Below are 12,379 nucleotides of genomic sequence, written 5' to 3'. Positions count from 1 at the left end.
TTAATTCATCCGATTTGTAAAACCCTCTACAAGGTTAAGCGGCCATTTCACGGCAAATTTTCGCACAAGCGAAACACGCTTCTGCACATTGCTGACAATGATCGTGGTCATGTTTTTTACATTCGTTGCCGCATGCTTCACAAGCCTCTGCACAAGCTAAACATAAGGCTTTAGCATATTTACTGTTCATCGACATGGCATGAGCTGCGAATCCGCATATATCTGCACATTCACGATCCAGGCGAATGCACTCCTTCATCATTCCAACATGATCTTCCTCCAAGCAAGATGAGTAACAGTGATTACAAGCTACCATACATTTTAAACACTCTTCAATACACGCTTTGTAGTCTTGATGTGACATCATAAAAGCTCCTCTCAAGATGTAGTTTAGTATAGTCCCCTACTCTATATATACCCAATTGTGAGCTGGCTTATCATGCTCAGATAAATTGTCTTGAATGGAACATTAGACAAGAAGTTGTTTCTCAATTTCTTGACGATTGAACACAAATCCGAAGAATACCTGTTTGTTAATAAAAATGGTAGGAACCAACCTTTTTCCAGTTCGATTAAACAGCGAATCTGCATGCTCAGGATGCTCTGCAATATTAAACTCAGTAAATGGAATATGATGCTCACTTAAGAACTTCTTAAAATTTCTGCAATCCTCACAAGTCGGTGTTGTAAATACCTCTACATTCATATATGCCCTCCTCATTCAGTATATTTTCTAACAATAGTAGAATACCCCCCTATACTATATTTGAATCTAAAATAAAAAAAGGATTCTAATGAATCCTTTCTACTATCAATTATTTAATTAATTTATTGATGGTAATTAATAACTCATCTAATACTTCATTCTCACCATCTTGAATACGTTCCACCACACAGCTCTTCATATGATGTTCTAACAAAAGCTTTCCTACGCCGTTCAAAGCAGACTGGACCGAAGAGATTTGATGCAGCACATCATCACAATAGGTGTCCTTTTCAATTAATCCCTTTAGCCCTCTTACCTGACCCTCAATTCTATTGAGTCGGCTAACCAGGTTTTTTTTAGTCTTCTCAGAGTGATGACTTTTTCGTTCACCCGTGCTACATGATTCGTGCTCGTGCAGATGATCTTCCATGCACCAATCACTCCTTTCCTCATAGCTTTATTATACTATAGCCCCCCTATTCTATTCAAAATATAAAATAATGATTAGACTTTCATTTCTTCATGGGATATAGCGGAAGTTTCAATTTGAATAGTAGTATGCTGAATTTTAAAGCGTTCTGCTATCAGCTGAATGGCTTGCTGAAGAACACGTTGATCATCGGCCTGATCTTCGATTAATAGATGACAACTGAGTGAGTCTAAGCCCGAAGTAATCGTCCAAATATGAAGATCATGAACATTTCTAACGCCTTCGATATTTTCTAGAACTGCCTTTACCTCAGACGGGTTCACTGTAATCGGTGTGCCTTCCATAAGAACATGAACCGTATGTTTGATGATTCCCCAAGCGCCTCTAAGAATTAATAGAGCAACTAGTACACTTATAATCGGATCGGCAATATACCAACCAAAGATCATCATAACTAAACCTGCGACAATGGCCCCTACCGAGCCTAAGGCATCACCAAGCACATGAAGATAAGCACTACGAAGGTTAATGTTATTCTTTACATCTCCTTTTCTCATTAGAGACCAAGCACTAGCCACATTGGCTAAAAGACCAATACATGCGATCAGCATCATAGAACCACTTGCAACCGTTGGAGGCTCGAAGAATCGCCCATAGGCTTCTACTATGATAAATCCAGCAACTACAAATAAAGTGACCCCATTCAAGAGTGCCGCTAGAATTTCAAACCGATGAAATCCATAGGTTTTATTGGGAGACGCAGGTTTGGTAGCAAACCAGACCGCTACTAGGCTTAATGCTAAGGAGCTTGCATCGTTTAGCATATGTCCACTGTCCGATAGCAGCGCTAAGCTGTTGGTAATCAGTCCGCCGAAAAACTCTAAAAACATAATGCCTACTGTAATTATTAATGCAATCATAAGTCCTTTTTTGTTTCCACTAGGATCAAAATGATGATGACCGTGAGGTCCATGGGAGTGTCCGTGTTCACCATGGGAATGATCGTGACTACCGTGATCGTGATCGAAGTGTTGGTCGTGTACGTGTTCTGCCTGATGATTGTGATTATTCTTTTTGTTCTTCATGATTAACCTCCTATTAGCCTTCAGCAAGATAGTATTTGTATGCGCGCGCGGTGGTATTCAAAAGCTCCAGATCATAATAACATATGAACAAGTGCTCATATGTTATTATGATCTGGATTTTTCTTCTTGTCAATCTTGAAAACACAAAAAAACATCTCTATACAATTTCTGTATAAAGATGTTTTAGCTTATCTTTCACTTCTTAATTTTATAGAGAAATCGCTGCTTCTAATGCAACTTCCATCATGCTGTTGAAAGAATTTTGTCTTTCTTCAGCCGTGGTTACTGCGTGAGTGACTAATGAATCTGAAATGGTAAGAATACATGCCGCTTGTTTACCTAATACCTTCGCATTATGGAACAATGCATAACTCTCCATCTCTACACATACACAGCCATGTTCATTGTAAAATTCATTGTGGCCAGGCACGTTGTCTTCATGATAGAATACATCGCTGGAATGAATTCTTGCAGTCAAGAGTGGTTTGTTGATGCGCTTAGCCGCTGCTTCGATGATTTCGTTCAATTCTTTACTTGGCAGCTGCACATCTCCTTCTACACCGCTCTGAACATAGGCATATGTAGATTCACTCCAAGCACTATCCGCCAGTACCACGTCAAATAAATTCAATTTATCTGTGTAGGCACCTGCGCTACCGATGCGAATGATGTTTTCCACACCATAATTTTTGTATAGTTCATAAGAATAAATACCGATACTTGGCATTCCCATTCCCGAACCCATTACTGACACTTCTTTACCTTTGTAAGTGCCTGTATATCCAAACATATTACGTACCGTATTAAATTGGGTTGGGTTCTCCAAATAGGTTTCTGCGATATACTTCGCTCTTAAAGGATCTCCTGGCATTAATACTGTTTTGGCGATTTCACCATTTTGTGCTGCATTGTGCGGTGTTGACATAATTTATTCCTCCTAAGTTTGTTACTCAACTACTATCTTACTATACCATCCATGAATTAAAATATACGTTTAAAATATTCTTTTGTTTCAACAAAAAAGAACTGATTTCTCTTGCTACAATTTATTCGCAAACTCGTTAAGCTTTTGGGACATTATTTTTATTTCCTCAATAAATGCAGAGGTATGCTGAACAGAAGCCGCCTGTTCTTGTCCGATAGCCGCTATTTTCTCTATCGAATTAGCCATTTGGTTCGTAATCCCCTTGATCTGTAACATAGATTCATTTATGTTTTGAGTCGAAGAAACGGTCTCTCTTGAAAATTTCCGAATTTCCTTGGCTACGACTTCAAACCCTCTACCTTTCTCACCTGCGTGTGCTGCTTCTATTGCTGCATTTAGCCCGAGTAAATTCGTTTGGTCAGCAACCTTTTTAATAATCGATAGGACCTCTGTAGTATTCTCCACATCTTTTCCAGCTTGCTGGGATTGAATAAGTAGCTGCTGAGCATAATCCGCAAGTGAATTAGATCCATAGGAAATATTATTAATTTGCTCATTGGCTTGGGTTAGTGATTCTGAAATCTGTTCTACAATAGCTATTAACTCACTTTGTCTGCGAATCTGAACTGCAATCCCGCCAATGACTTGACCGGTTTGATCGTGAAGTGGTGTGGCAGTACCCGTAAACTCAAATCCATAGAAGTTAGCCGGAACATTGGACTTCAACGCTTGATTCTCTCGTATAGCTAAGTAGAGCGGTTCTTCTTTGTTTAAGAGCTGTCCTTCGGTAATGTTTAAATTTATGGTCTCACCAGGAAAATAAGCAACGAACCGTTCCAAATCACATATGGCTATGGATAAATCAGCGGGTATAGATAATTTCATAATAGGTATAAGTGAGATGAATTTGTTTAAAGATTCAATATTGTTAATCACAGAAATATAGCTCCATTCCAGCAAAAAGATTTTTCAACCATTCTAAATCCTCAATTTTGCTTAATTCATATTTGAAATATGTATTCGAGCAATCCTCATAAAATCCTCCAAAAAGGTTTAAAAACCCCCTTTTTTCTCTCACAAATTACGGAAAGCATAAAAAAAGCCCCCACTTTGTGAAAAGTGAGGACTTTCGGGTCTCTTGCTTTTATTAACAATATCGATTAGTTGCGGATCAGATAATCAAATGCACCTAAAGCTGCAGTTGCACCAGATCCCATCGAAATGATGATTTGTTTATAAGCACTATTAGTGCAGTCACCAGCAGCAAATACCCCTGGTACGTTAGTAGCGCCATGGCTATCTACAACGATCTCACCTACGCGAGTACGTTCAACCATGTCACCTAACCAATCTGTGTTTGGAACCAGACCGATCTGTACAAACACACCTTGCAATTCGATATGGTGAGTTTCTTCAGTCGCACGATCGATATAAGAAATACCATCTACCTTATCTGTTCCGGTAATTTCTTTCGTTTGCACGTTCTTTAGCACAGTAACGTTAGGTAGGCTGTAGAGACGGTCTTGCAGTACAGCATCCGCTTTGAGCTCTGGAGCAAATTCCAGAACCGTTACATGCTTCACTATACCCGCAAGGTCAATAGCTGCTTCAATCCCTGAATTACCGCCGCCGACAACGGCAACATCTTTGCCTGCAAACAAAGGACCATCACAGTGTGGGCAGTAAGCTACGCCTTTATTCTTGAATTCAGCTTCACCAGGCACACCCATATTGCGCCAACGAGCACCTGTCGATAGAATGACCGTCTTACTCTTTAGAACAGCTCCGTTCTCGAGTTCAACTTCAATCAAGTCATTCTTATCCAAGCGTGCAGCACGCTGTAATTTCATCACATCAATGCCGTACTCTTTCACTTGCTCTTCGAGTTTAGCTACGAGCTGAGGACCTTCAATGTAATTTACACTGATAAAGTTCTCAATGCCAAGCGTGTCGTTAACCTGTCCGCCTAAGCGTTCAGCAACAATACCTGTGCGAATCCCTTTACGTGCCGCGTAAATTGCTGCACTTGCACCTGCTGGGCCTCCGCCAACAACAAGTACATCATAAGGAGCTTTATTGTCAAACTCTGAAGCGTCCACAGTACTACCCATTTTTGCTAGAATTTCTTCAACCGTCATACGACCACTTTCGAAAAATTCACCATTAAGGTAGACGCTTGGAACAGACATAATTTCTTTGCTTTCTACCTCTTCTTTGAATACTCCACCGTCAATCATCGTATGAGTAATGCCAGGATTGAAGATACTCATTAGGTTCAGTGCTTGTACAACATCTGGGCAATTATGACAGCTCAGGCTGATATAAGACTCAAACTTGTATTCGCCACTAATGCCTTTGATCTGATCAATGACACTTTGCTCAACCTTAGGAGCTCTTCCGCTAACCTGCAATAGAGCCAACACTAATGAAGTAAACTCATGTCCTAGTGGAGTTCCTGCAAAGGTTACGCCTGTATCTTCACCCACACGGTTTACGCTAAAGCTAGGGGTTCTAGGTAGGTCGGTTTTTTCCACCGTTATCCTAGTCGACATTTTGGCAATTTCATCAACAAGTTGGGCCATCTCTTGGGATGCCTCATCAGAGCCTGCACTGACTTTCAGTACTACATCGCCTTCCAAGAGTTCAAGGTATTGTGCTAGTTGAGCTTTAATTTCTTGATCTAGTTTCATTTAGCTTTCGCTCCTTAAATCTTACCTACAAGATCGAGACTTGGTTTAAGTGTTTCAGCACCTTCGGACCATTTTGCTGGGCAAACTTCACCCGGATGATTGCGTACATATTGTGCTGCTTTGATTTTGTTAACAAGCGAACTTGCATCACGACCAATACCACCAGCATTAATCTCAACGGTTTGGATAATACCGTCTGGATCAATAATGAATGTACCACGATCAGCAAGACCGTCAGCTTCGATCAGAACATCAAAGTTACGGGAAACTACATGAGAAGGATCGCCGATCATAATGTATTTTACTTTGCCAATAGCTGCAGAGCTTTCATGCCATGCTTTATGTGTAAAGTGAGTATCTGTGGAAACGGAATATACTTCAACACCCAATTGTTTTAGGGTTTCATATTGGTTCTGGAGATCTTCAAGTTCAGTTGGGCATACGAATGTGAAGTCAGCTGGGTAGAAGCAAACTACACTCCATTTACCTTTAAAGTTTTCTTCTGTAACATCGATGAATTTTCCATCTTGAAATGCGCTTGCTTTGAATGGTAGGACTTCTGTTCCGATAAGTGACATATTATTTAAATCTCCTTTAAGTTTTATTTTTTTGTGAGTACAATATTCAAATCTGCAAACATCACATATCTGAATACTATTTGTAATTATTATAATTAACCAAATTAAGGCCTGTCAAGTTATTTATAATAATTCTAATATGATAATCGTTGTCAGTCGCTAAATGTTCATAAATTATCATACTTATGAACTAGTATGGGTCAGTTTACACGTTTTATGTAGCGTAATTTCTACAATTCAAAGTCATCTTTTATTATATTGATAATATTTAAAGATTCACTCGCTACCTTTGGGTTAGAATATCGATTGCCATTGTATGTGATCAGCGCTTTCCACAAAGCCCACCCTATCGCTCTGTTCCAAGTTTCTTCATCCATATTTAATACATCCTTGAATATCTTTCTACTATCCTTATCAAAAAAAGTCCAAGCCATTGCCGCATCACAAGCAGGATCGCCTACACCTAATATTCCGAAATCAATGACTGCACATAGCTTTCCATCTTTAACTAGTAAATTCCCTGGTGCGATATCTCCATGAACCCAAATTGGCTTGGAGTTCCATGTAGATTCTAATGCCAGTTCCCAGATTTTTTGCATTACATCTTCATTAAAAATATCTTTATTATTCTCAATGGCATGTCTAGACTCTTCATCGTACACAGCTAGAGATCCACCTCTATAGAAATTATGCTCTCCTGCTAAGGGGCCCCCACTAGCATCAATAGATTGTAACTCTATCAAAAATGCCCCCAAATCTCTTGCAAACTGATTAAGATCATTAATATTTTGGTTCGTTAATGTCTCTCCTTCTACCCACTTATTGATAGACCAAGGCAATGGATATTCTTCGTTAGGCTTCCCTTTGGCTAAGGGTACTTGAATAGGTAACGTGAGTTCTTTACTTAATATGGGCAACCATAGTTGCTCTTTCTCTACTTGTGGAGCATAAGCTGCTGCACTTGGTAACCTCACACTCATATGTTCACCTAAATGAAAAGTTCGATTATCATTCCCACTGAATTTCACAGGTCTAATCTCTAAATCGGACCACTCTGGAAATTGTTCATTGATTAATCTTGCAACTAAATCGACGGTTATTGTATTCATAATTACCTCTCTAACATAAGTTTTACTAGCCATTTTTATAAGAGACATCTACTATTATGTTAGCTTCACTGTTGTCTGTATGCAAACTATGCTATTAGATTGCCCTCAAAAGGGACAAGCTAAGCAAGGGGAAGTTGAAAACGAACTTTTTTGAAAGCTTAATATTATTATGAGGAAGAAGGGTGTTCCTTAATGACAAATAGCAATACGAATCCTAAGGTTGATGGATTTTTAAGGAAAGTAAAACAGTGGCAGGAAGAATACGAGACGTTGAGAAGGATCGTTCTTGACTGTGAATTGACCGAAGATTTTAAGTGGATGCATCCTTGTTATACGTTTGAGAATAAGAACATAGTTTTAATCCATGGATTTAAAGAATATATTGCGCTGCTGTTTCATAAAGGTGCCTTGTTAAAGGATGCCCATGGGATTCTAATTCAACAAACAGAAAATGTGCAGGCGGCGCGTCAGATTCGGTTCACCAATGTTCAAGAGATCATTGAAAAAGAAGCCATCATAAAAGATTATATTTATGAAGCCATTGAAGTTGAAAAAGCCGGTTTAGAAGTGGAATTTAAAAAGAACACAGATTTCATCATTCCTGATGAATTTCAAAATAAACTCGATGAACTCCCAGACTTAAAAACTGCTTTTGAAGCCTTGACGCCTGGGCGGCAAAGAGCATACCTTCATCATTTTAATGAGCCCAAACAATCCAAAACTCGAGTATCTAGGGTTGAAAAATGGATGCCACAAATTCTGAGTGGAAAAGGCTTAAATGATTAAGTTGTAAATGAAGAAGCAACCTTAGAACGGTGAAAGATCCGAACTGAGATTGCTTCTTCTTTTTTAACTAAGACAGACTTTTATTTTACTTCAGGTAGGTACCTGTCACTCCAATTCCACCGCTACCGTTCAACACATAAACTCTCGCATTTCCTTTTCCGGAGCATACCAGAGTGATGGTACCGTTAGTAACAGTTTTGGTATCGCCAGTCACTGCATCCACGTAAGTTCCATTCGGAATTCCGGTAAATGTCGCATTGCCTGAGATCGTAACTAATGCAAAGCTATCAATGCCCTTGGAGCTGTCGGTGTATCTTCTTTTAAATGCCAAATCACCAGATACGTTCTCTGTGGAATACTGGCCTTTTTGCAAGGCTGGAACAGCCCTTCTGATTAAGTTGAGTTGTCTGATATGTTTGGCCAAAGGATAATTCAATGCGTCCGCAAGTGTGCCGGTAGCATTTGTATATTTACCGTAATCTTGAACAGTAACACTACCCTCAATTTGATCTCCGAAGTAAGCGCGCCCCGTTGAGCTAAGAGGAGCATTTGGACCTACATCGATGACTGATCCCTTTTTGAATTCAACTTCAGAACCATAGTAGATCGCAGGTATTCCTCGGAAAGTGAACATCAGAGCAAGATTCTCAGCCCAGGTGTCTTGTGTCCCTGCAAATCGTTGATTTTCTGGTGCTTGGTCAGGTGCATAGTCATGAGAATCAATGTAAGTTACATTCCAGGTAGCATCGTTATAGAATTGATCACCACTCTTCATACTGAATGCTTCCTGTGCAGTCTTGAACGCCCAATGCATCGGAAAGTCAATAACGTCCATACCCGATTTCATCGAATAGTCCGGCGCGTGATAATTATTACCTATTAAAAAAGCATTGTTAGAGGTTGGCTGTCCTACCGTAGTAGAGTTATCTGCCCACTCTTGTTCCACTGATAACTTGTTGGAGGCATAATCATTTTGTCCATCCCCTGGATAGGCTTTCGAGCTTTTCCATGTATAGAATGGGGTCGATATCGCCGGAATCCCACTGTTCCACACATCTCTGTACCGAGTGGCCACTTCACCAAAGACAAAGAAGTTTGAGCCCCCTCTTGTTTTCCAAGCAGGAACATAGTATTTGTTAAAAATATACCGGCTCACATGCTTCACAGTATCGACCCGGAAAGCATCAACACCCATATCGATATATTGATTATAGCTGTCGATTAGATACTGATTAACCGCAGGATTCTCCGTGTTCAAGTCCACTGCGTCTCCTGCAATCTGTCCTGTCTGTACGGTGTAAGATTCCCAGGAAAGACTTTTTTCGGTATGGTAAATGTTATTGTTGGTCTCCGCATTTTTCATTATTGCGAGTCTTGCCTGATATTGCTGATCAGGGGTCATAGTATCATAGTTAGCTGGCAGTTTATCCGTAATTTTGATCATATTATTCACGGTGTCCGCTGCAGTTGGATCTTTTTTGAACATAGGTAACAGATTCTCTTCTCCAAAATTACCGGTATGATTCACCACGACATCCTGAATGACCTTTATGCCTTTGGCATGAGCCGCATTGATCAATTCCTGATAAGAAGCTCCTGCTGATTCATACCTTGGATCTACTTTGGAAAAATTAATCGCATGGTAGCCATGATAATCATATCCGCTGGCATTCTGCACAACTGGCGTAATCCAAATGGCGCTGAATCCGAGCGCTTTGATGTAATCGAGCTTTTGAATCAGTCCCTTAAAGTCACCTCTCCAAGCTGGGTCTGAATCCGGATTTCCTGCCTTGGTATCCTCCCATGAATGCACATTGTTACTCGGATCACCATCATAGAAACGAGAAGTAATCACGAAATAAATGGTGTCTTCCCGGAAATCGCCTTTATTTCCAATCGTGTAGACAAAGCTCTGTTTCGTTTCATTTCCGGCATCGTCGACCACCAGAAATTTCAGTGTAGTTGTCTTATTAATAAGAATGGACGGACCTGCTAGAGCAGTTAAAGCATTGCCTGAGATATAAAGATTTGAATTGGTAGTTGGTTCCGTACCATTATCCGTGTAATATGCGGTGGTCGTTGCCGCTTTGTTATCTTTGATATTAAAAGAGACGGTAACTGCAGAGGTTGAATTCCCAACAGGCAAATTCGCTAGAATTGTTGGGGCTTGCAGGTCGAGATTTAGATCAATAACATAAGCGAAAGTGCCTACACTTCCTACTTGACTGATGGAGTTAACACCAAAAGCCTTGATAGTCATAGAAGCTGCTACTTGAATTGGAGTGGTGTACAAGGTAGAAGCTGTCGTAGGTGTCGTCCCGTCTGTCGTGTAGTAAATTTTATCATCGCTATTGAGACTGGAAAGCTTCACGGTTTGTGCAGAATCATATGTTTTCGGCACTAACGAGACTGAAATCACGGGAATCTTCGGAATTTCCGGATTAGCGTCAGACCACCCGTTATCCGCGGAATACCAGCCCTCTTTTACACTGCGGGACAAGTCAGCCGTCTGTTTGCCGTTGCCATCATTAAAGATAAGACTTGCACCGGTGGCGTTAGAAATGGTAAAGCTGTACCAGTCATTTCCATCCGATTTCATCAGAATTCCTGGCCAAGCTCCGCTTATTGGAACCGTTGTCGGACTTAAGTTCCAATAATGGATTCGAATCGATGAGCTCCAGTTTGCTGGTTTCTTAAAATGAACCGTTAAGCCAGCCGAAGTTGGCGTTGGTGTAGGAGTTACTGTTGGTGTTGGTGTAGGAGTTACTGTTGGTGTTGGTGTTGGCGTAGGAGTTACGGTTGGCGTTGGTGTAGGAGTTGCTGTTGGCGTTGGTGTAGGAGTTACTGTTGGTGTTGGTGTAGGAGTTGCGGTTGGCGTTGGTGTAGGGGTCACTGTTGGCGTTGGCGTAGGAGTTGCAGTAGCCGTTGGAGTAGGCGCGGCCGAAAGAGTCACATAGTCGATATTAATATTTCCGGTGTCGTCCGAGTCATATTTATAAGCAATCGTGTTATTGCCTGCCTGTAAGGTGAGTGTTTCTGCTTGGTCTCCCCATGTATCCCAATTTGCCAAGTTCGCCAGAGTTGTCTGTTTCACCTTTGCTCCATTCACATAAATGGAAACTTTCTTGGCACTGCCGGTCGCATTGGCGTAGTGGAGCGTAGCATTATAGGCACCCACAGCGGAAGACTGCACATTGAAAGTAGTTGTTGCTCCTGTCGTTGTGTATCCATCAATAAAACCGGTGCCAGAATATCCGGTGTGATTCGTATTTACTTTTGTGCCACCTAACAAGGCTGCGCTCTCAGCTTCGTATTTCCCAGCAACCGGAATAACAACCGTCCAGTTCTTCCCTCCGTTGCTGTCCCAACTATCCGTCGGAGCCGTGATGTGATAACAATAAATGAGTGTGGCACCCTCCTGAACATTGAGGTTAGCCGTAAATGTAGTTCCATTTTTTGACATGACCGTGTCCGTGGTATTCGCCCAGTTATTCGTGGTCCAATGCAGTGTTACAGCAGATGCTGTGGAGCTTGTATAGGAGACTGTATAATCAGTGTTACTGGCTGAAGCCCCGCCGGAAAAACCAAATAAACTAAAGATAAGCGAAAAAATGATCAACCAAGAAACAAACCGCCTAGATTGTTTTCGTACCAAGTAAATAACCTCCTCATTAATTTTAAGTGCAAATTACGTTGTGCAAACGTTTGCAAAAATGAGAAAAAAAGAAACAATCTAACTTATCCAATCTCCTCCTTCTTAGAAATCATAGAAAAACCTCATTGTATGCGTTTACAAACAGGCCTGTTGAGAAATTCTCAGGTTACAGATAACTCCATATCTAATGAATTTTCCCTGTTTATGATTATAGGCGCCAATCTTTTCCGGGTCAATGCATCTTTTAGGCTATAAACATAAAAATTTAATGGTTTAAATACAAATGTTCAATCGTTTTCATTCATTAGTTGTTCGAGACACATTAAAATCTTAGATTACCGCTATTTATAGAATTTTATAGAACTAGGCTATATACTTTCGTAACTATTCTAGTGTGATTTTATGAAATATAAAT

11 protein-coding genes are annotated in these 12,379 nt (G+C 40.5%); 1 reads left to right on the top strand and 10 read right to left on the bottom strand.

Features of this window, described 5'->3' with window-relative positions; genetic code table 11:
* Window positions 1-34: 34 nt before the first annotated feature.
* From NSS67_RS06295 to NSS67_RS06255, 9 genes are all read right to left on the bottom strand, one after another.
* Window positions 35-364 (bottom strand): four-helix bundle copper-binding protein, encoded by a 330-nt coding sequence (locus tag NSS67_RS06295; RefSeq protein WP_339320514.1) that lies wholly within the window; start codon window positions 362-364, stop codon window positions 35-37.
* A gap of 105 nt (window positions 365-469) precedes the next feature.
* Complete coding sequence (locus tag NSS67_RS06290; RefSeq protein WP_339318773.1) at window positions 470-706, bottom strand: glutaredoxin family protein; 237 nt, start codon at window positions 704-706, stop codon at window positions 470-472.
* 109 nt (window positions 707-815) lie between these two features.
* A complete protein-coding gene (locus tag NSS67_RS06285; RefSeq protein WP_339318772.1) occupies window positions 816-1,136 on the bottom strand; it encodes a metal-sensitive transcriptional regulator in 321 nt (106 codons plus the stop codon).
* A 74-nt stretch (window positions 1,137-1,210) separates the two neighbouring features.
* Window positions 1,211-2,221 carry a cation diffusion facilitator family transporter gene (locus tag NSS67_RS06280; RefSeq protein ID WP_339318771.1) on the bottom strand — a complete coding sequence of 337 codons (1,011 nt, stop codon included), beginning with the start codon at window positions 2,219-2,221 and terminating at the stop codon, window positions 1,211-1,213.
* Between the two features lie 208 nt (window positions 2,222-2,429).
* Window positions 2,430-3,146, bottom strand: a complete 717-nt coding sequence (gene deoD / locus NSS67_RS06275) for a purine-nucleoside phosphorylase (RefSeq protein ID WP_042131124.1) — start codon at window positions 3,144-3,146, stop codon at window positions 2,430-2,432.
* A 114-nt stretch (window positions 3,147-3,260) separates the two neighbouring features.
* Entirely contained in the window at window positions 3,261-4,031 is a 771-nt protein-coding gene (locus NSS67_RS06270) for a methyl-accepting chemotaxis protein (RefSeq protein WP_339318770.1), read from the bottom strand.
* 275 nt (window positions 4,032-4,306) lie between these two features.
* Window positions 4,307-5,836, bottom strand: coding sequence for an alkyl hydroperoxide reductase subunit F (gene ahpF / locus NSS67_RS06265; protein ID WP_339318769.1), 1,530 nt, complete (start codon window positions 5,834-5,836; stop codon window positions 4,307-4,309).
* 14 nt (window positions 5,837-5,850) lie between these two features.
* Window positions 5,851-6,414 (bottom strand): alkyl hydroperoxide reductase subunit C, encoded by a 564-nt coding sequence (gene ahpC / locus NSS67_RS06260; protein WP_339318768.1) that lies wholly within the window; start codon window positions 6,412-6,414, stop codon window positions 5,851-5,853.
* A gap of 230 nt (window positions 6,415-6,644) precedes the next feature.
* Entirely contained in the window at window positions 6,645-7,523 is an 879-nt protein-coding gene (locus NSS67_RS06255; protein ID WP_339320513.1) for an aminoglycoside phosphotransferase family protein, read from the bottom strand.
* A 192-nt stretch (window positions 7,524-7,715) separates the two neighbouring features.
* On the opposite strand from NSS67_RS06255, the gene NSS67_RS06250 reads away from it, so the two are divergent.
* Window positions 7,716-8,309 (top strand): YdeI family protein, encoded by a 594-nt coding sequence (locus NSS67_RS06250; protein ID WP_339318767.1) that lies wholly within the window; start codon window positions 7,716-7,718, stop codon window positions 8,307-8,309.
* A gap of 85 nt (window positions 8,310-8,394) precedes the next feature.
* Here NSS67_RS06250 and NSS67_RS06245 read toward each other — a convergent pair whose 3' ends face one another.
* Window positions 8,395-11,964, bottom strand: coding sequence for an alpha-amylase family glycosyl hydrolase (locus NSS67_RS06245; RefSeq protein ID WP_339318766.1), 3,570 nt, complete (start codon window positions 11,962-11,964; stop codon window positions 8,395-8,397).
* Window positions 11,965-12,379: the final 415 nt, after the last annotated feature.

The sequence above is a fragment of the Paenibacillus sp. FSL R10-2734 genome (assembly GCF_037963865.1).
Classification (GTDB): Bacteria; Bacillota; Bacilli; order Paenibacillales; family Paenibacillaceae; genus Paenibacillus_AQ.
This window is presented reverse-complemented; position numbering and strand designations above follow the sequence as displayed.

Bases quoted from the DNA above. Each gene is read 5' to 3' on its own strand.
- NSS67_RS06290 (WP_339318773.1), bottom strand. From the start codon at position 706: ATGAATGTAGAGGTATTTACAACACCGACTTGTGAGGATTGCAGAAAT.
- NSS67_RS06255 (WP_339320513.1), bottom strand. From the start codon at position 7,523: ATGAATACAATAACCGTCGATTTAGTTGCAAGATTAATCAATGAACAA.
- NSS67_RS06295 (WP_339320514.1), bottom strand. From the start codon at position 364: ATGTCACATCAAGACTACAAAGCGTGTATTGAAGAGTGTTTAAAATGT.
- NSS67_RS06280 (WP_339318771.1), bottom strand. From the start codon at position 2,221: ATGAAGAACAAAAAGAATAATCACAATCATCAGGCAGAACACGTACAC.
- NSS67_RS06250 (WP_339318767.1), top strand. From the start codon at position 7,716: ATGACAAATAGCAATACGAATCCTAAGGTTGATGGATTTTTAAGGAAA.
- ahpC (WP_339318768.1), bottom strand. From the start codon at position 6,414: ATGTCACTTATCGGAACAGAAGTCCTACCATTCAAAGCAAGCGCATTT.
- NSS67_RS06285 (WP_339318772.1), bottom strand. From the start codon at position 1,136: ATGGAAGATCATCTGCACGAGCACGAATCATGTAGCACGGGTGAACGA.
- deoD (WP_042131124.1), bottom strand. From the start codon at position 3,146: ATGTCAACACCGCACAATGCAGCACAAAATGGTGAAATCGCCAAAACA.
- ahpF (WP_339318769.1), bottom strand. From the start codon at position 5,836: ATGAAACTAGATCAAGAAATTAAAGCTCAACTAGCACAATACCTTGAA.
- NSS67_RS06270 (WP_339318770.1), bottom strand. From the start codon at position 4,031: ATGAAATTATCTATACCCGCTGATTTATCCATAGCCATATGTGATTTG.